Annotated in this window: 17 protein-coding genes; 7 read left to right on the top strand and 10 right to left on the bottom strand. The window is 61.8% G+C overall.

The features are described 5' to 3' along the window. Nucleotides 1-29: 29 nt before the first annotated feature. Both speE and ACR9ZC_RS09800 read left to right on the top strand, forming a co-directional pair. Nucleotides 30-896: a polyamine aminopropyltransferase gene (speE, locus tag ACR9ZC_RS09805; protein WP_481580131.1), complete on the top strand. Its 867-nt coding sequence runs from the start codon at nucleotides 30-32 to the stop codon at nucleotides 894-896. Between the two features lie 72 nt (nucleotides 897-968). Next, complete coding sequence (locus ACR9ZC_RS09800) at nucleotides 969-1,709, top strand: 16S rRNA (uracil(1498)-N(3))-methyltransferase (RefSeq protein ID WP_481580130.1); 741 nt, start codon at nucleotides 969-971, stop codon at nucleotides 1,707-1,709. Nucleotides 1,710-1,718: 9 nt separating this feature from the next. Here the strand turns inward: ACR9ZC_RS09800 and ACR9ZC_RS09795 are convergent, their stop codons facing one another. Together ACR9ZC_RS09795 and ACR9ZC_RS09790 are read right to left on the bottom strand one after the other, a co-directional pair. Beyond that, nucleotides 1,719-2,129 carry a GtrA family protein gene (locus ACR9ZC_RS09795; RefSeq protein ID WP_331568750.1) on the bottom strand — a complete coding sequence of 137 codons (411 nt, stop codon included), beginning with the start codon at nucleotides 2,127-2,129 and terminating at the stop codon, nucleotides 1,719-1,721. A gap of 124 nt (nucleotides 2,130-2,253) precedes the next feature. Then, entirely contained in the window at nucleotides 2,254-3,453 is a 1,200-nt protein-coding gene (locus tag ACR9ZC_RS09790) for an aminotransferase class V-fold PLP-dependent enzyme (RefSeq protein WP_481580129.1), read from the bottom strand. 132 nt (nucleotides 3,454-3,585) lie between these two features. On the opposite strand from ACR9ZC_RS09790, the gene ACR9ZC_RS09785 reads away from it, so the two are divergent. After that, a complete protein-coding gene (locus ACR9ZC_RS09785) occupies nucleotides 3,586-4,470 on the top strand; it encodes an IclR family transcriptional regulator (protein WP_481580128.1) in 885 nt (294 codons plus the stop codon). 9 nt (nucleotides 4,471-4,479) lie between these two features. Further along, entirely contained in the window at nucleotides 4,480-4,956 is a 477-nt protein-coding gene (locus tag ACR9ZC_RS09780) for a RidA family protein (protein WP_481580127.1), read from the top strand. Between the two features lie 49 nt (nucleotides 4,957-5,005). Here ACR9ZC_RS09780 and ACR9ZC_RS09775 read toward each other — a convergent pair whose 3' ends face one another. From ACR9ZC_RS09775 to ACR9ZC_RS09765, 3 genes are all read right to left on the bottom strand, one after another. Next, nucleotides 5,006-5,563, bottom strand: a complete 558-nt coding sequence (locus ACR9ZC_RS09775; RefSeq protein WP_440558989.1) for a barstar family protein — start codon at nucleotides 5,561-5,563, stop codon at nucleotides 5,006-5,008. A gap of 16 nt (nucleotides 5,564-5,579) precedes the next feature. Then, entirely contained in the window at nucleotides 5,580-6,041 is a 462-nt protein-coding gene (locus ACR9ZC_RS09770; protein ID WP_481580126.1) for a guanyl-specific ribonuclease, read from the bottom strand. Nucleotides 6,042-6,414: 373 nt separating this feature from the next. Next, entirely contained in the window at nucleotides 6,415-8,712 is a 2,298-nt protein-coding gene (locus ACR9ZC_RS09765; protein ID WP_481580125.1) for an NADP-dependent malic enzyme, read from the bottom strand. Between the two features lie 195 nt (nucleotides 8,713-8,907). Here ACR9ZC_RS09765 and thiL point away from each other — a divergent pair, with 195 nt between their 5' ends. Genes thiL through ACR9ZC_RS09750 form a run of 3 tightly spaced genes read left to right on the top strand, consistent with a single transcriptional unit; the run spans nucleotide 8,908 to nucleotide 10,964 of the window. Next, nucleotides 8,908-9,909 carry a thiamine-phosphate kinase gene (thiL, locus tag ACR9ZC_RS09760; RefSeq protein WP_481582633.1) on the top strand — a complete coding sequence of 334 codons (1,002 nt, stop codon included), beginning with the start codon at nucleotides 8,908-8,910 and terminating at the stop codon, nucleotides 9,907-9,909. Further along, nucleotides 9,899-10,441: a phosphatidylglycerophosphatase A family protein gene (locus tag ACR9ZC_RS09755; protein ID WP_481580124.1), complete on the top strand. Its 543-nt coding sequence runs from the start codon at nucleotides 9,899-9,901 to the stop codon at nucleotides 10,439-10,441. Before thiL ends, ACR9ZC_RS09755 begins: the two co-directional genes overlap by 11 nt. Before the next feature lie 22 nt (nucleotides 10,442-10,463). Continuing rightward, complete coding sequence (locus ACR9ZC_RS09750; protein ID WP_481580123.1) at nucleotides 10,464-10,964, top strand: CinA family protein; 501 nt, start codon at nucleotides 10,464-10,466, stop codon at nucleotides 10,962-10,964. 17 nt (nucleotides 10,965-10,981) lie between these two features. Here ACR9ZC_RS09750 and tssG read toward each other — a convergent pair whose 3' ends face one another. The 5 genes from tssG to ACR9ZC_RS09725 are packed head-to-tail and all read right to left on the bottom strand — an operon-like array spanning nucleotide 10,982 to nucleotide 17,873. Then, the gene (gene tssG, locus ACR9ZC_RS09745) at nucleotides 10,982-12,094 is read right to left on the bottom strand and encodes a type VI secretion system baseplate subunit TssG (RefSeq protein WP_481580122.1); all 1,113 of its coding nucleotides are present in this window, start codon (nucleotides 12,092-12,094) and stop codon (nucleotides 10,982-10,984) included. A gap of 17 nt (nucleotides 12,095-12,111) precedes the next feature. Further along, nucleotides 12,112-12,387, bottom strand: coding sequence for a PAAR domain-containing protein (locus ACR9ZC_RS09740; RefSeq protein WP_481580121.1), 276 nt, complete (start codon nucleotides 12,385-12,387; stop codon nucleotides 12,112-12,114). Between the two features lie 18 nt (nucleotides 12,388-12,405). Further along, nucleotides 12,406-12,945: a hypothetical protein gene (locus ACR9ZC_RS09735; RefSeq protein WP_481580120.1), complete on the bottom strand. Its 540-nt coding sequence runs from the start codon at nucleotides 12,943-12,945 to the stop codon at nucleotides 12,406-12,408. Continuing rightward, nucleotides 12,946-15,363 (bottom strand): hypothetical protein, encoded by a 2,418-nt coding sequence (locus tag ACR9ZC_RS09730; RefSeq protein WP_481580119.1) that lies wholly within the window; start codon nucleotides 15,361-15,363, stop codon nucleotides 12,946-12,948. Between the two features lie 2 nt (nucleotides 15,364-15,365). Beyond that, nucleotides 15,366-17,873: a type VI secretion system Vgr family protein gene (locus ACR9ZC_RS09725; protein ID WP_481580118.1), complete on the bottom strand. Its 2,508-nt coding sequence runs from the start codon at nucleotides 17,871-17,873 to the stop codon at nucleotides 15,366-15,368. Nucleotides 17,874-17,887 lie beyond the last annotated feature (14 nt).

The raw sequence follows: 17,887 nt of genomic DNA, 5'->3' as shown, positions 1-17,887 counted from the left end.
CCGTGACCGCCCGCACCCCTGTCCCGCTCATGTTTCGACCGACCGCGCATGCCGTCTATGGTTTCCCACATGCGCGGCGGCTTGCAAGCGTCACTTCGCCGCACCAGCGCATCGAGGTCTGGGACACGCCGCAGCTGGGCGTGCTGTTCACGCTGGACGGCCGGCCGATGACCTCCGCCGGCGACGAGTTCGTCTATCACGAGTGTATGGTGCACCCGGCGGCGCTCGCGCATCCGGAACCCAGAAAAGCGCTCGTGCTCGGAGGCGGCGACGGCGGAGCGGCGCGGCAGCTGCTGATGCACCCGAGCATCGAACGCATCGTCGTGGCCGAGCTCGACGAAGCCGTCGTCGAAATGGCGCGGCGCCATCTGAGCGATGTGCATCGCGGCGCCCTCGACGATTCCCGTGTCGAACTCGTGATCGGTGATGCGGCGCAGTTCGTCGCGCGCACGAGAGAGCAATTCGATGTGGTCGTATTCGACTTGACGCCACCCGATTCGCCGGCCGCCGCGCTTTACACCAGCGAGTTCTACGCGCGCCTGAAAAAGGCGCTGGCGCCCCGCTCGGCGCTTTCGATGCATCTCGGCTCGCCTCACTTTCACGCCGGGCGCGTCGCCGCGCTCATCGCGGGTTTGCGCGAACACTTCGCCATCGTCGACACCATGTCGGCATTCGTGCCGCTCTACGGCTCGCAGTGGCTCATGGCTGTGGCCAGCGACACGCTCGACGCCGCAGCGCTGTTCAAGCACGAGATCGAGGCCCGGCTCGCCGCGCGCCGCATCGAGGGTCTCCAATACTATGGCGCGGCCTTGCATCGCCCGCTCTTCGCATTGCCTGCCGCGCTTGAGGCTAAACTCGCTGCTTCGCGCAAAGCGCGTCCCGAGTTGCCGGGTTGAGGCCGCCTCAGGCGACGCACCGGGGCGCCCGGGCATCCGCTGCGCAGCCTTTCTTGAACGATGCCACCCGCCATGCCCCGTTTCTTTGTCGACATGCCGTTGCAGACCGGCGCGCTACTTGCGCTGCCCGAGGAGGTCGCCCGTCATATCCAGGTGCTGCGCTTGCAGCCCGGCGATGCGCTCACGTTATTCAACGGCCAAGGGGGCCAGTACGATGCGCGGCTCGCCGAGCTGGGCAAGCGCTCGGCCACCGTGGAGCTCGGCGCATTTGTCGCCGTCGAAGCGGAACCGCCCTACCGGATCACGCTTGCGCAAGGCATCGCCGGCGGCGACAAAATGGACTGGCTCATCGAAAAGGCGATCGAGCTCGGCGCATCGCATATCGTGCCGATCGGAACGGCGCGCGCCGTCGTGCGCCTCGCGGGCGAGCGCGCCGCCCGCCGCCAGGCGCATTGGCAGGCGCTCATTGCGGCCGCGTGCGAGCAATGCGGCCGCAATCGCGTGCCGCAAGTCGAGCCGCCGCGCGAACTGTCGGCGTGGCTCGAGGCGCTGCCGGCCGCACCCGGCGACGGTGAGCTGCGGTTGATGCTCTCGCCGCGCGGGGCGCAGCCTTTCGACGCGTTGCCCACGAGGGCACCCTGCGCGGCCGTGACCGTGCTGATCGGCCCGGAGGGAGGCCTCGCGCCGGAGGAGGAAGTCGCCGCGGCGACACGTGGATTCGCGCCGATTGCGCTGGGGCCGCGCGTGCTGCGCACGGAAACGGCCGGCATTGCGGTCCTGGCCGCGCTCGCCGCGCGGTGGGGCGGTTGGTAGACCGCGCAGTCAGGGGTGCGGTTGCTGCTGTTCCCGTCGATGTCGAAACACCCACCAGCGGGCCGACACGAAGTTGACGAACAAGCCGGCAATGGAACCGGCGGCGACCCCGATAAACGGAAGAAACGCGGTTCGCGGCTGCGTGAGCACCACCACGCTGTACGCGGCATAGTTGACGCAGCCGCCCACGGACATTGCCGAAAGGTACCGCCACCACTCATGCCATACCGAGCCGCCGCTTCGCTCCGAAAACGTGAAACGCCGGTTGACCTGCCATGTCGTCCAGACAGCCGCCAAAAACGAGACCGTGCGCCCCGCGAAATACCCGAGACCGAGGCGAAGCGCGATCCATAAGACGCCCGCGTCCACGATGAAGCCGAGGACGCCCGCTATGGCGAACCGGAAAATCTGCCTGAACACCGCGGCGCCGCTCCGTTAAAGTCGAAGCGACCGATTATACGGGCCGCGCGGGGCGATCGAGGCCGGCCGCTCTAAGCGGCGCACGCGGCGGCCGCCAGGTTGCGCCGCGGCTTTCTCGGACCGCCTAATCCGGCCAGTTCAGCCTACTCGCCGTGCGACGCGCATTGCGCTGCGCGAATGGCGTGATACGCGGTACGCTCGCGTCGCGGGCACGCTCGAGCTCGGCAACGAGACGTGCCTTGACGATCTCCTCTTCGCCAGGATGCAGATTGCAGGGATCGAGAAAGAAGAAGTGATGCTCGGCTTCGTGATCGCGTGCGATGACGGGCGGCTCGTCGCCCTGCGGTTTCGCGAGCGCGTCGACGAGGTCCCAGGCCGTGATCCGCGCGGTTTTCGGATCGACGTGAATCTTGAGCCGGTCGAGTGGATTGCCGGTCGGGTCCGGGTCGATTTCGGCGCGGACACCGGCAAAGCCGGCGAGCGCATCGCGCCATAGCGTGAGGTAGGCATGTTCTCGCGCCCGCACGGCATCGTGGTCGCGTCGCGCCCATGCTTGCAATGCCGCCATGGCGCCGACGATCCCCTCCTTGCCCACCTTGAAGCCTCGACCGATGCCGCCGTTTTGAAAGTAGGCCGCGCGCACGAGTGCCTTTTTGCCGGCCACGATGCCTGCTGTCGCGCCGCCCAGGAACTTGTGCGCCGAATAAAGCACGACATCGGCGCCGCGCGCGAGAAAACTCGTCAGATCGTACTCGGAGGCCGCATCGACGATGACGGGTACGCCCTTCGCGCGAGCCACCGCGACGAATTCCTCGAAGGGGATCATCCCGTATTGCTGCGTGTGATGCGAAACGACGAAAAGCGCGGCGGTCGTGCGCTCGCCGATGGCGCCGTCGAGCTGATAGCCGTGCGCTTCGGTGGCGGCACCGACAGAGACCAGTTTCGCGCCGGCGAGCCGGATCGCCTGATCGATCGGCGCCCCGTAGTTGACGAGATGCCCCGTCTGCACGACGACTTCGTTTCGCAAACTCGTGGTATCCGGCAGCCGCTCGATCAAGGCGAGGTTATCGCCCGTCATCGTCGCGGCGATCGTCAGCGTGATGGCAGCCGAACAGGAGGCCGTGACGTAGCCGGCTTCGCTGCCGCAAGCCGCCGCGATGACGGCGGATGCGCGGCGCTGCAGATCGTCGATTTCGACGAACTCCGGCAGCACCTCGGCGATGGCTTCGATGACGGGGACAACCGCGATCGAAGCGCCAAGGCCGGTCATCGTGCCCGATACGTTGATGACGGGGCGCAGCCCGTGACGGCGACGGAAATCCATCTGTGGCCTCCTTGCCAATTCCACAATTACGGAATAACATCTTTGACTGTGGATCAGTCTAGGCGTATCGTCGGATACCGTCAATCGGTCACAAACCCTCCCCCGAGTTGTCTCTTGAACAGGAAGTGAGCCATGGCAAGCAGTCGGAACCCGGAAGCACTCGGTGCCGAGGACAATGAGCGCTTGCCAGCCGGGCAACCGGCACGTCGAGAGGGTCAAGTGCAAGCCGCTCGTTCGCGCACCGGTGCGATCGAGCGCGTGCTGCAGATCCTCGATGGCCTGCAGCAGATGGGCCGACCGATGACCGCATACGAGATCGCGCAGACGGTCGGCGCGCCCCCGTCTACCATCTATGCGCTCATCAACGATCTCGTCGACAAAAACCTGCTGACCCGCGCGACGGGGGGAGCGATCTGGCTCGGCCCGCGCCTTTACGGCTATGGGCTCACGTACGCGGGCTCGCTCGACTACCTCGCGGTCGCGGCCGAGGAAATGGAGCGCTTGTCGCAGACCGTGGGCGAAACGGTGCAGGTGTGCGGCCGCGAAGAAGGCATGATGGTTGTGCTGCAGATGGTCGAAGGCCCCGGACATTTTCGCGTGACATCGCGTGTGGGCTCGCGCATGCCGATCAACTGGACCGCCTCGGGGCGGCTGCTCGTGGGCCATCTGCCCGACGGCGAACGTGAGGCGTTTTTCGCGCGTCATAGCAAGCCTTCGCCGACGGGTCTCGCGCAGACCGATCCGAGCACGCTCGCGCGGCGCTCGCGCGAGGCCTTCGAGTCCCGGTTCGCGCTGCAAATCGGCGAATCGGACGCAACGGTAGCGTGCCTCGCCGCGCCGGTTTGCAATACGACCGGAGAGTGTGTGCTCACGATCTCGATCGTCATGACGCAAAGCAAAGTCGCCGAAGGCGTCGAACGTTATCGCGCGAGCGTTCAGTCGGCCGCCCGACGCATCGAAGAACGACTCGGCTGGCAACACGCCGCCGGCCAGCCGCTCATCCCGATTTCTTCCTGAGAAACGTCGATGTCAAAGATTCCACACGACTGCTATGCGCAACTGCGCAAACTAGGCCTGGTGCTGCAACCGGTGCCGAAAGCAATCGGCAACTTCCAGCACAGTGCGCGTGAAGGCAGTCTCGTGTTCCTCTCGGGGCAGGGACCGCTCGGCGACGACGGCCGGCTGCTGACAGGCAAGGTCGGCGCCACGGTGACGGCCGAAGAGGCCTACGATCACGCTCGGCGCGTCGGACTGAATCTGCTGTCGGTCATGGAGAGCGAGCTCGGGGACCTCGGGCGCGTGAAGCGCATCGTCAAGCTCTTGGGGATGGTGAACGCCACCCCGGAATTCGCGGAGCACTCGCGCGTCATCAACGGGTGTTCCGATCTTTTCATCGAGGTATTCGCGGAAGCCGGACGGCATGCGCGCTCGGCCATCGGCGTGGGGTCGCTGCCCGGCAACATCACGGTCGAGATCGAAGCCGTGATCGCGGTGCACGAGTAAGGCGAGCGCCGCCCGAAGCGGCAAGCGCTCGAGGGCGGCGCTTGAGTTCTTACGCGAACGAGTAGAACACGCGGAACGCGACCTTGCGCTCGGCCCAAAATTCGGCCGCTTCGCGGAACACGTCGAGCAGCGTCTCGCGGCCTTCCTTGTCGAACTTTTGCGCAATGGGCAGTGCCTCGAGCACGATTACGAAGCCTGGCTGGGGACCGGCCTTGTGAACGAGATCGGTGAGACAGTCGTAAAGCGCGTCGTAGTTCTTGCCGAAATGCTTCGGAAAGAAAAAGGACGTGGAAATCGTCTCGAGCACTTCTTGCTTCGAGTTCGCGTTGCCGCAATAGGCATAGAGGAAATGCTCGCCGAGCCGGTTCGCTTCGTCGGCGAGATCCTGCACGCGAAACGCGCGGATCGATTGGACGATATTCGGCCGCACCGTCGAGAACAGGCTCATAGGCTCCTCGCTCGATGAAGGCCCGGGCTGCGGATCGTTGTTGCACGGACCGTTTTCGCCCGTACGCATCTGCATGACGCGCTGAAAAAGGTTGCCGTCGCGGGCCGCGAAAAGATCCGTCGCGACCGTGGCGTCGTACGCGTAGATGTTGTCGCTCATGCCGTTCATCCCGATATCATTCAATGATGCGTTTAAAACTGGTGTAGTGGTCGTCCGAATAAAAGCAGTTGTCGATCTGCCTCGGCGGACCCCCGCAGACTATGCGGCGAGCGCCTCGATTCCTGGCGCCCGGTGTCCGAACCGTGTACTCGTGGTAATAGCCGCGCGGCCGCCGCGGCAGCAACCGTTCGAAGTTGCCGAAAACGACGCCATCCTTGGAGAACCGATAAGGCCCACCCGCTGAAATCGACTTCAATGTGTCGCGCGCCTGGCGCGGCAACTCCGGCGACGCGACCGTCGGGCCTGTCCAATCGACTGCAGCAGGCGCCGCGGCGACCGATTCGCGCGCGAGTGCCGCGCCGCCGGGCGGCAGGACCGATCCCAGACTGAGCGCGAGCGCAATAGCCGCGACGAAACCCGCGTGACTGCTACGCGCGCGCGAGTGCTTCCCACTGGCGGCGCCCGGTTGTGCGCTCATCGGCCGGCTGACCCCGTTTTCGACAGGACGGATAAACCACGAAAAACGCAAGGTTATCCCTAACAGCCCGCGGAAGCAATCTTTGTTAGGAAAATGAAGGATTTACGTGAAAGGGTCGGATGGGTTCCGCCGACATTTTCGGCCTTTCGCGCAAAATTTTATCCCGAGCAGGCGATTTTTTATCCTGTTTACGATAAGCTAACAAATGACGGTTCCGGCGGCCCCGGGTCTTTGCCTCCCCGCGGGTCGAGCGGTACGGAGCCGTCGTTTCACGCTTTAAGGGCAGTTTCTCTCTCTCTTTCGCCCTCGGCGTGCCCATTGCGGGCACGCCGTTTTTTTGCCTGCTTCGCTGTAGCCGCCTGCTCGTTTCTGCTTATCGCACCGCGTTCGCGTCCGCCACGAGCAATGCCGTCATGTTGACGATGCGGCGCACCGTCGCGGACGCGGTCAACACATGGACGGGCTTGGCCGCACCGAGCAGGATAGGACCGATCGCGATGTTATTGCCCGCCGCCGTCTTGAGCAGGTTGTAGGAAATGTTGGCCGCGTCGATGTTCGGCAGCACGAGCAGGTTCGCATCGCCTTCGAGCGTCGATTCGGGCAGCACTTCCTTGCGCAGATTCGCATCGAGCGCCACATCGCCGTGCATCTCGCCGTCCACTTGCAGATCCGGCGCGCGCTCCTTGAGCAGCGCGAGCGTGTCGCGCATTTTTTGCGCCGATGGCGCGTGGCTCGTGCCGAAGTTCGAATGCGAGACGAGCGCCACCTTCGGCTCGATACCGAAGCGCCGCACTTCCTCGGCTGCCATGATGGTGATTTCGGCGAGCTGTTCGGGCGTCGGGTCCACGTTCACATGCGTGTCGACGAGGAAGATCTGCCGACCCGGCAGCACGAGTGCATTCATTGCCGCATAGACACTGCAGCCGGCGCGCTTGCCGATCACCTGGTCGATGAAGTGCAGGTGCCGGTGCGTCGTGCTGATCGTCCCGCAGATCATGCCGTCCGCTTCGCCCTTGGCGAGCAGCATCGAGCCGATCAGCGTGGTGCGGCGGCGCATCTCGAGCTTCGCCATCTGGTGGCTGATGCCCTTGCGCGCCATCACTTGCGCGTAGGTCTGCCAGAACTCGCGGTAACGTTCGTCGTGCTCCGTATTGACTACCGTGTAGTCCACGCCCGCGGTCAAACGCAGGCCGTAGCGTTCGATACGGCTTTCGATGACGGACGGCCGGCCGATCAATATCGGCTTGGCCAGCTTTTCGTCGACGGCGATCTGCACCGCGCGCAGTACGCGCTCCTCTTCCCCTTCGGCGAACACGACACGCTTTTTCCCGTCCGCCACGCTACGCGCCTGTTGGAAGATCGGCTTCATCGTCGTACCGCTGTGGTAGACGAACTGCTGCAGATGCTGCTTGTACGCCTCCATATCCTCGATCGGGCGCGTCGCCACGCCGGAATCCATCGCGGCCTGGGCCACCGCGGGCGCGATCTTGACGATGAGGCGCGGGTCGAACGGCTTCGGAATCAGATACTCGGGGCCGAACGAAAGATCCTGAATGCCGTAGGCCGTCGCGACGATGTCGCTTTGCTCCTGGCGGGCCAGCTCGGCAATCGCGTTGACCGCGGCAATCTCCATCTCGCGCGTGACCGTCGTTGCCCCTGCATCGAGCGCTCCCCGGAAAATGAACGGGAAGCAGAGGACGTTGTTGACCTGGTTCGGATAGTCGGTGCGGCCGGTGGCGAGCACCGCGTCGGGCCGCACTTCGAGCGCGACTTCGGGCAGGATTTCGGGCGTCGGGTTCGCGAGCGCGAGGATCAGCGGCTTTGCGGCCATGGTCTTGGCCATCTCGGCCTTGAGCACACCGCCGGCCGACAGTCCCAGGAAGATATCGGCACCTTCGATGACTTCCGCGAGCGTGCGCGCACTCGTTTCACGCGCAAAGCGCTCCTTGTCCGGATCCATGAGTTCGGTGCGGCCCTTGTAGACCACGCCGGCCAGATCGGTCACGAAGATGTTCTCGAGCGACATGCCGAGATCGACGAGCAGATCGAGGCAGGCGAGCGAAGCTGCGCCGGCACCGGAGGCGACGAGCTTCACCTTGCCGATCTCCTTGCCGACGACCTTCAGACCGTTGGTCACCGCCGCCGCCACGACGATCGCCGTGCCATGCTGGTCGTCGTGAAAGACCGGGATTTTCATGCGCTTGCGACACTCGCGCTCGACGATGAAGCAATCCGGTGCCTTGATATCCTCGAGGTTGATGCCGCCGAACGTCGGCTCGAGCGCCGCGACGACATCGACGAGCTTGTGCGGATCGGTCTCGTTGATTTCGATGTCGAATACGTCGATGCCGGCGAACTTCTTGAAGAGGACCGCCTTGCCCTCCATCACGGGCTTCGACGCGAGCGGACCGATGTTGCCGAGTCCGAGCACCGCCGTGCCGTTCGTGACCACGCCGACGAGATTGCTGCGCGCTGTGAAGCGCGCCGCGTTGAGCGGGTTTTCGACGATTTCCTCGCAGGCAAAGGCCACGCCAGGCGAATACGCCAGCGCCAGATCGCGCTGGTTGATCATCTGCTTGGTGGGGGCGATGGCGATTTTGCCGGGGGACGGGAATTCGTGATAATCGAGCGCGGCTTCGCGCAACTTCGTCTTGGTGGGGCTGGTCGACATGAGGGAAAAGTCCAGGCTACAGTGCTGATTTGGAATCGGAATTCGACGCATTGTAGCGCCAATCCGAGGCCATTCCCCGAACCGGCGGGGGGCGCAATGACCGCCCGAACCCGGCTCGACGCCGCTCGTTGCGGACGTGTTTGAGTGACGACGCCGCATTTTATCGACCACTTCGCTGCCGATCGTACCGATTCCATGCCGCTTTCCGAGTTTTCCCTGATCGAACGATTTTTCGCCAGCCGCGCACGCCGCAGCGCGGCTACCGCGGCGCTCGGCATCGGCGACGATTGCGCGCTGATTGCCCCGCGCGCCGATCAACTGCTGGCCATCTCGACCGACATGCTCGTCGAGGGCCGGCATTTCATGCCCGATGTCGATCCGCGCGCGCTGGGCCACAAGGCGCTCGCCGTGAATCTGTCGGATCTTGCGGCGATGGGCGCGAAGCCGCGGGCCTTCACGCTCGCGCTCGCACTCGAAACAGCTGACGAAACGTGGCTCGCGGCCCTCGCCGACGGCATGTTCGCGCTGGCCGAGCGCTTCGGCTGCGAACTCATCGGCGGCGACACGACGCGCGGGCCCTTGAACCTTTGCATCACCGTGTTCGGCGATGTGCCGCGCGAACGTGCGCTGCGTCGCGACGGCGCGCGGCCCAGTGACGACATCTGGGTCTCCGGCACGCTCGGCGATGCGCGTGCGGGGTTGGGGCTCATGCGTGGCGAATGGGCCGCGAGCCTATTCGATGCGGACGAAGCGGCCCGGCTGCGCCATGCGCTCGAGTGCCCCGAACCGCGCATCGAATTGGGGCTTGCGTTGGGAGGGGTCGCGCACGCGGCGCTCGATGTATCGGACGGGCTCGCCGGCGATCTCCTGCATATTCTCGAACGCTCGGGCGTGAAAGCGCAGGTCGACGTCGAGGCGCTGCCCCGCTCCCCTGCGCTGCGCAAGCTCGCTGGCGCGGACCAGTTGCGGTGCGCGATCGCGGGCGGCGACGATTACGAGCTCTGCTTCACGGCTGCCCCCGAAAATCGCGACGCCGTCATCGCGGCGGGCGCGCGTGCAGGCGTGACAGTCTCGCGCATCGGTACAATAACGACCTTACTCGCTCCTTCGGAGGCACCGGCAATTGTATGGGTCGACGCGTCGCATGCGCCGCTCGATCTGAAGTTGCAGGGTTTCGATCATTTCAATGCAGCGTGATCCCATGATTGGCGACGGCATCGCACACCGCCCTCCTTCCGATTCGCGCCCGCGGCGCGCGACAGCGCGGTTCATGTTGTCGCATCCGCTTCACGTGATTTCGCTCGGCTTTGGCAGCGGCTTGTCGCCGCTCATGCCCGGCACGTTCGGCACCTTGTTCGCCTGGCTCTCGTTCGCGGCGCTGGCGGGCCGGCTGACTGCCGCTGAGTGGGGCGCGCTGATTGCCGTCGGCTTCGTTGCCGGCGTCGGCATCACCGGCTTCACCGCTAAAAGGCTCGGCATCGACGATCCTTCTCCCGTCGTTTGGGATGAGATCGTCGCCTTTTGGCTCGTGCTGCTCTTCGTGACGCCCGAGACGTTCATGGGGCAACTCGGCGCATTCGTCATCTTTCGTTTCTTCGACATGGTGAAACCGCCGCCGATTCGTTACTTCGATCAGCACTTCTCGGGCGGCTTCGGCATCATGATCGATGATCTGGTCGCAGCGTTTCTGACGCTGCTCGTCATCGCCCTTTGGCGTATGACGATCTGAACCGTTGAGCAGGAATACAGCCATGGCCACCGATTCCGTTGTGCACCAACTCGCCGTCCGTGCCGGCAACAAGCTACGGGAGACGCGGCTCATGTTGACGACCGCGGAGTCCTGCACGGGCGGCATGGTTGCCGCGGCGATCACCGACATCTCGGGCAGCAGCGGATGGTTCGAGCGCGGGTTCGTGACGTACTCGAATCAGGCGAAAACCGAAATGATCGGCGTGCCGGCCGAACTCATCGACAAGCATGGCGCGGTGAGCGAACCCGTTGCTCGAGCGATGGCCGAAGGCGCGCTGCGCAATAGCCGCGCACAGGTATCGCTTGCGATTACGGGTGTGGCCGGCCCCGGTGGCGGCACGGAAACGAAGCCGGTCGGCATGGTCTCGTTTGCGTGGAGCAATCGCCTTCATACGTCGTGCGAGACCGTGACGTTCAAAGGCGATCGCGAGCAGATCCGGGGGCAGGCTGCGGCGCATGCGTTGCGTGGCTTGCTTGCGCTCATCGACGAGAACGAGCGGTAGCGGGTGGACTACAAACGTTAACCGGCTCCAGCGTCCTGTTCCGATCGAGCGATCGACAATGCGTTCAGCGTGTAACGCATGTCTGAACGGTCGATCTGCGACGGACGTGTCGCCAGGAAGGCATCGTAGCCGACGCGGCCGTTCGAACCGAGCCGAAGCGGCTGGACTTCGTCCCGTTTCAGTACCGGCCGTACCTCAGCTTCGAGCGTGATGCCGATCAGCAACTGCAGCAGGCGGTTCAGCACGCACATGCTCGCGGAATTGGGCAGGAATTCCTCGTATTGGCTTGCCGATAGCGGCCCAAGGACGAGACGGATGCGAGCGTGACGCATCCAGATGTGTTCGCCGAGCATTGCGGTCGAACCGAGGGCCATGTTGCCGATTCCGGTGCTGGATTGCTTTTCAGGCGGAACCCGGTACTTGTTGCCGATGAACTGCTCGATCTGGATCGGTATGCCAAAGTATTCGGACAACGTGCGTCGCAGATACACGACCGACACTGCGCGATGGCGGACGGCCGCACTATGTCCCGCGACGGCATCGTCCGCGAGCGCGCCGGGCTCTTCGCGCAACGCCTCGCGGGAACTTGTGTCGGCTACGCCGGCCAGGGCCTGCAGGATCGGGAGATAACGCTCGTTTCGATCGAGCTCATAGTGCAGCGGCAGGCGGTACTTCTTCCACGCCGCGTAAAAGAGCGCCGTCGAGCGATTCGAAAAGATGTCGAAAAAAGCTTGTGAGGGGCGGTCGGGACTCGACCAGTCGCTACTGGCGATTTGCTCGGTGTAGCGCAGGGGCAATGCGCCTTGACCGCCAAGCAGCCCGAAGAATGCTGGCGTCAAGTCCACCTTTGAAATTTTGCCGGCCATCATGGCGCCTATGCGGGTCGCTTTATCGGTTAGATCTTCACCGGCGTCGTCGAACGATAACGCTTGCTCTATCTCGCTAGGTGGAAACGTCGTCGTGAGCGTGGTGCGGAAAGCAATGCGATAAGGCACAACGTGGCGCAGCTGGGCTCCGCCGTGCTCGGTGAACCAGCGTTCGAGCAGGCGCACTGCCTGGACGAATTGAAAGCGGTACGGTTTATCGAGCAAACGCTCGAGAACGCGAGGATTTTCAAGCGAGAAGGACATGGTGAAGCCGTTTGGTGTCAGCCGATCGAGCATCCGGCGTTGGGGTTTGCCTTGACATAGTTCTTGCCGCACGGGCACTGGACAGCATCGCCGTCGAGAACGCCGGCCCGGCCGTCTTCGTCCATGTCGGTGCCGGTTCCCTGTATGGGATACTCGCCGGGACAGTTGCCGCACGTCGCCATCTCCCGGTCGAGCGCGATGCGTCGGCCGCCGTCGAACATGGTCGATGCTGTTGCGATGACCTTGCCGCCAGTGGTGGTGGGGTCATCGTGGCAGACAAGGAGTTTGGTCATTTTTGGCAGAGTTCATCATTATCGGCAGATCGACGCGCTATACTTTAGTACCGAATTTGGAACCCTCGTCCCATTGGCAAAGCTTCCAGCATCGTTATTCCTACAAAATTCGGAAGCGCTTTTCACGTATAGATAACCGTTAACCTGCTCAACGACAGCGGGCGCCGCACCGTTCGAATTAACTCGCAATTTCACGACAATCCCTTGATTGCCATCGCCACTCAAGTCAGCGATCCGAGGCGCACCCAAAATTCTGCACTGACCATACGAATCCAGGATCTTAGACGATCCGGCGTCGCTTATATCAATAATACCGCACCCACCACCAATGTCATTCACGGCGACAAAATAATGACGGACGCCGTTAAGCTCCCACGCAATGACAGATTTCACTCGATCCATATCGAAACCTTCTTTGGCAAGAGTCGTGCGCTGAGCGCGCGGCAATTTTTTAGTATAATGTAATATCGGATACTTTCCCGCCGCATGCGAAAGATGCGGAATGCACAGCATGACGGCGATCCCTGCGGCAGTCATATGCGTTATAAATGATTTCACTCAGTCACTCTTGGCATTTTCGAGATCAACAACGATTGAACTCTGACGACCACTAGGTACTAAAGTTCTAGTTGTTGCATGCCGAATACAGTCAAGCAAGTACTCCGCCGCAACCAATGCAAAAGCCTGTCGCTCGTAAAATCCATTGGCTCCGCCGTTTACCAAAACCGAAACTCGCCCCACGACGAATGAATCGACGCCACGATCTGCAACGCGATTTATGTCGCGAACGTGTGCGTAATGTCTATGCACCCAGAAGAACCCGGCACTGTCGCATGCGTAATGTGGGAAATCGGAAATTACCCGTGGATCGTAGCGAGGAAACCACAGTCTCTGGCTTCCAATAGTTGTGCCATTGCGCGCCCCTCTCCGTCGGGGATCCCCGAACCAATGTGCTGATGCCCGCGTAATGCGGGGATCTGCATACACGCCGGCGGCATTGTGGGGAAAACTCATGAATTTTCCATACTCCTCATACAAACTCGCCCATGTGAGCTGCAAGCACCCGCGCCCGTAGAATGCCGCGTAATATTGGGTCGCCGGTTGACGCGGGTTGTATTTTCCGCGACCATATTCTTCTACAGTATTCCATCGATCGGTCTCCAGTAAGACCTGAGCAAGAAAATGCGACTGTCGAGTTCTGCTTACAGAAATTCCGTATTTGCGCATCGAGCAATTCATGCTCATCACATAGTTTTTGATTCTTCTTTTCGCTACATCATTTTGCAACGCACTGCTCGGCCCTTTTTTAACTGCCCGATATACGCCATCACCTTCCTCATAATAAGGATACTTTGGGAAGGTCGATGCCATTTCCGCAAGAGCCAGCCACCCACACTTTCTAAAATGTCGAATGAATGCCAGTGGATGAAAGTACCAGAAACTCCTCCCGCCCGATAACGCCGGCACCTGATCCAGAAACTGGAGCTTCGTTACAAACCCCAAGAATTTGTCGTAACCATCTGGATTCGTTTCTTTGCAGCGACCGAAATAACCGTCGCACCTATTGAGCCCCCGATAGCGGGCGTCGTTATTGACCGGATCCCATTCGCTCTTTGACTCACATATAAAGCCACTCAAGCTTTCCTGCACACCATCCGTGTTTCGAATATAGTCAATGAGCTGGCCGTCAAGGCCGAATTGTTGACCGGTCTGCGAGGCGCCGCGTGTGTTCGTCGCTGCGTTACCGAATAGCTTGCTCAGTTTCTGGTAGCTGAACAGACCGTCACCGTCCAATGGTGCGTCGCGACCATCGATCTTTCGCCAACCCGCAAAAAAGGGAAAATCCGCATCGGACAGTTTCACGATGGATGCTCGATTGATATCGACGTACCCCAGTGACCCGTTTTCATTGAATGGAACGGCGACCCAGGTAGTCTTGTCCTGTTCAGAGGTTAAAGTTGGCGTAGTCGACAGAATGCGGCCAAACCTCAGCAGCTCATAGCCGTCGCTTGGACACCCGGGATACAGCGCCATCGAACGCTCGTATAGCTTGTATTCGTAGTCGTCATAGGGATCCTTTACTGGCTGCGGTGTCAGCAGCCGGCAATTCCCGTCGCCGTTTTCATCTATCCACGCGCGCATATACCGTTGACCGATATGGAAATAGGTCTCCACGTACAAATTGCTGCTCGCATTGGGAAGCTTCCCCGCCCTCAGCTTCGGAAACCAAGTCGTATCGTTTTGCGTCCCCGGGCGATCGACAAATTCAATCGAGCCGGGAATGATGTAGTAGGCGTGCCCCCACCAATCTTGGCAGGTCGGTTGAACCGGACGCTTGTGCCCAACTTGAACGATGTGTCCCGCCTGGTCAAACCACGACGTGAAGTCCTGCTGGGTCATGAAGATCTCGAAGTGCAAATGCCTCAGGCCCTGCGATTGCCCCATGTAGCCAAGGATGTCCTTGCGATAGACCCTTTTGCCATTGCCGGAGGTTACCCCGCCTCCCGGTTCGAGTAACCACGCCGAGAGCGCCGTGGGCGATGTGTCCAGCGGGGGATTCGATGGACGTGAACCGACGAATGCGGCTTGCGCCGCCAGATCCAGCAAATGCATATAAAGCGAATAGTAGGTCAGCGTCCGCCCAGCCCCCGTCTCGGTAACATGCCGAAGCAACACGAAGCCAGTGTTGGTATTGAGTACTTCCTTGCCTGTCGCTTCATCGACATGGCCATCCGAAATGGTGGATTGGCTAACGCGGTATGCGACCACCTCGCCATCGGCAATAGCTCGAACCGGTTCATTCGCGGGCGCGTTGTCCAGATGAACGCCCCCATGCCAGCGACGATCAAATGCGACGGGATAGATGCCGGAATAACCGGATGCGTATGCATCGACCGCCGTCATCATCGGGTCCGGATCGGCGGCGTCGCTCGATACAAGACCGGAATGTGGGAGAAAAGGAGGGCTGATGATCATGATTAGCGCGATTGAGGATAAACGCTGGTCGTTTTCAAGCTGCCCTGAGGCAGGGTGGGCAGTGGCTGACGTTGCGCATCGGTCGCCGACTTACTCCACCGCGGCGTTTTCTCGACAATGGGCCCGGACGACCCATTGACGATCCCGTTCGCACTGATCTGGATATAGGACCCACCCGCTCCAATCCACACCTCCTTCGCCGCATTGATAACGATCTTCCCGTCCGAGCTGGTGATCGTGAGGTCTTTCAACGATGCCAACGCCATCTGATCGCCTTGCGCCTGGATTGCGACTGGCCCTTGCGCGGCAAACAGCTTGATGCCGGCCTTCTGCGCGAACAGGCTGATCTTCTCGGCCACACTCGCAATCAGCGACTTCCCGGCTGCCAGGTGCGTGCTTTGCCCGCTCACCAGATTCACGTGCTGACCGGCCTGAACGTGCACATTCCGCTGGCTCGACACGCCAATGTCAGCGGGACTCCCAAGCACCAGAACCGGCGCCTTGAACGCATCGGCGGTACCCAATCCACCGCCCGCAGTCACACCACCTTTTGCCTCTCCCGTCACGCTGTGATCGGTCGCATCCACGAACTGTCTCAGGGCATCGCGGCCCGGCGCCAACGTCTCAGCGTTATGTTTCGTACTGGCGTCGGACAGCGATTGCACGAGACTACCGGCATCGTTCAGCTGCGCACGCGTTTGCCGAGCGTCCATCGGCGGACTATTCACCGATGTCGAGTACGTCGTCACATACAAGCCGCGGTTCGCACGCACTGCACCGTGCGCATCGGTTTTCAGATCGAAACCACTGCCCAGGTAGGAGCCTCGTACATTGCCGCTGTGGTGAATCAGGTAGCCCAAATGCAGCATGCTGTTGGCGCTGCTGCTCATGAGTTGAGCGCGCGTCTGACCCGTCGAGTCATCCAGGACCAGTTGGTTATAACCGCTACCCGAATACTCCTTCGAGCGAAAGCCCGAGAGAATGCCGCTCGTGTGCCAGGCCGGCTGCACGGCTGCGTTGTACGCTCGTCCGATGACAATCGGTCGGTCGCAATCTCCCCCATCCCAATCGACGTACACTTCTTCGCCGACACGAGGCACGTGCGTACCGCCGTATCCTCTTCCCGTGTCGGACTGCATCACGCGTATCCAGCATGACGACGTCTCGTCGCCGCTAGCATGCCGGTCCCACCGAAACTTCACCTTGATGCGATTTAGCGCGTCGGTATAGACCTCTTCGCCGGGTGGCCCCACGACCGTCGCCGACTGCATACGCATCTGCGGCTTGTGGTGCTCGCATGGGCTCCTAAACGGTATGGCCCGACGCTGCGCTTCGATCCACGTCAGAAAGAACCCTGCGCTGCCGGCCGCTGCTGTCGGCTCGCCATGGTGGATGGCCCGAGCTTGTTCAAGCTCCGCTTCCAAACTGCCCGGGAATCGCCGCGTATTGCCAAGCGGCAGATTGTTCTCGATGAACCAGCGCGTCTCGATGATCAGGAAGCTGCGATCCTGCCGCTTGTCTTTCTGATGGTCCGGGTGATCCGCGAGTTCGAACCAGCGGCCCGCGTCCACGCGACGCACACCGCCGCTCCCGAAAAACCGCTTCGCGCGCGATTCCCATTCCTCGAGCCGTATCCGATTCAAATGGTCGCCCCGATCGAAATCGAGGTGGCTGTAGGGGCCCGTATACTCGTAGACCTCCAGCTGCTCAGGCAGGCTTCCCTGGTTGGGCATCGTCTCACCGTATGTGATCCGGTGATCCGCTGGGGACTTGTAGTCGCCCGTGATGGGCGTGTATTTCACGCTCTGCAAGGTCCGCGTACCGGCCCATTGCGTGAGCGCATCGATCTCGGCGTCGACGTCCGATCGCCAAAAGGCAATCGTCGATGGCTCGAGCGGTTCACAGAAATGCGTCAGGTCAGTGATGACCAGCGTGTGGGACTGGCCATCCGGCGCCTGCTCGAAGTAACTCCATAGCCCCTCGGATTCCATGAGCCGGTGCGCGAAATTCCAGTCGTCCTCGTACTGCATGCAGAATGAGCGATTCGGCAGCGCGTTGTACAACGCAAAACGATATCGTCCTAGCGCCTGCGGGTGCGCCTCGAACACATCGCAAAGAACGTCTTCGACCGTCTTGTCTTGCCAGATCCGCGCGTCCTTGCGGAACTTGAGAAAGTGCAACCAGGACGAGAATTCGAGCTGCGTGTACACCGCACTTCCATCCGCGCCCAATCTGCTCGCCGTATGCACATAACCATGGTGCGGCAGGTAAGACCGATCGGCCTGCTGCATCCAGAGCGTGACAGGCTGCGCAATCAGATGCTTCAGTTCGATCTGACTCGCCAGCGAGACCGTATCCACCCGGAAGCTGAAGTTGCGGCCGACGCGTGAATGCCCCACCAGGCGCAGCGGAAGCAACACGTCCTGGCCCAGGGGCGTGTCAAGTTTCAATAGGCGCCCGTTCTGCGCCACGCCCCGGCTGACACTTTGAATCGGGTCGTAGAGGTTCATGCACGTGTTCCTGT

Source organism: Trinickia sp. HAY1-2D, from assembly GCF_056754935.1.
This window is presented reverse-complemented; position numbering and strand designations above follow the sequence as displayed.

Bases quoted from the DNA above. Each gene is read 5' to 3' on its own strand.
- speE (WP_481580131.1), top strand. From the start codon at position 30: ATGTTTCGACCGACCGCGCATGCCGTCTATGGTTTCCCACATGCGCGG.
- ACR9ZC_RS09800 (WP_481580130.1), top strand. From the start codon at position 969: ATGCCCCGTTTCTTTGTCGACATGCCGTTGCAGACCGGCGCGCTACTT.
- ACR9ZC_RS09790 (WP_481580129.1), bottom strand. From the start codon at position 3,453: ATGGATTTCCGTCGCCGTCACGGGCTGCGCCCCGTCATCAACGTATCG.
- ACR9ZC_RS09785 (WP_481580128.1), top strand. From the start codon at position 3,586: ATGGCAAGCAGTCGGAACCCGGAAGCACTCGGTGCCGAGGACAATGAG.
- ACR9ZC_RS09780 (WP_481580127.1), top strand. From the start codon at position 4,480: ATGTCAAAGATTCCACACGACTGCTATGCGCAACTGCGCAAACTAGGC.
- ACR9ZC_RS09775 (WP_440558989.1), bottom strand. From the start codon at position 5,563: ATGAGCGACAACATCTACGCGTACGACGCCACGGTCGCGACGGATCTT.
- ACR9ZC_RS09770 (WP_481580126.1), bottom strand. From the start codon at position 6,041: ATGAGCGCACAACCGGGCGCCGCCAGTGGGAAGCACTCGCGCGCGCGT.
- ACR9ZC_RS09765 (WP_481580125.1), bottom strand. From the start codon at position 8,712: ATGTCGACCAGCCCCACCAAGACGAAGTTGCGCGAAGCCGCGCTCGAT.
- thiL (WP_481582633.1), top strand. From the start codon at position 8,908: ATGCCGCTTTCCGAGTTTTCCCTGATCGAACGATTTTTCGCCAGCCGC.
- ACR9ZC_RS09755 (WP_481580124.1), top strand. From the start codon at position 9,899: ATGCAGCGTGATCCCATGATTGGCGACGGCATCGCACACCGCCCTCCT.
- ACR9ZC_RS09750 (WP_481580123.1), top strand. From the start codon at position 10,464: ATGGCCACCGATTCCGTTGTGCACCAACTCGCCGTCCGTGCCGGCAAC.
- tssG (WP_481580122.1), bottom strand. From the start codon at position 12,094: ATGTCCTTCTCGCTTGAAAATCCTCGCGTTCTCGAGCGTTTGCTCGAT.
- ACR9ZC_RS09740 (WP_481580121.1), bottom strand. From the start codon at position 12,387: ATGACCAAACTCCTTGTCTGCCACGATGACCCCACCACCACTGGCGGC.
- ACR9ZC_RS09730 (WP_481580119.1), bottom strand. From the start codon at position 15,363: ATGATCATCAGCCCTCCTTTTCTCCCACATTCCGGTCTTGTATCGAGC.
- ACR9ZC_RS09725 (WP_481580118.1), bottom strand. From the start codon at position 17,873: ATGAACCTCTACGACCCGATTCAAAGTGTCAGCCGGGGCGTGGCGCAG.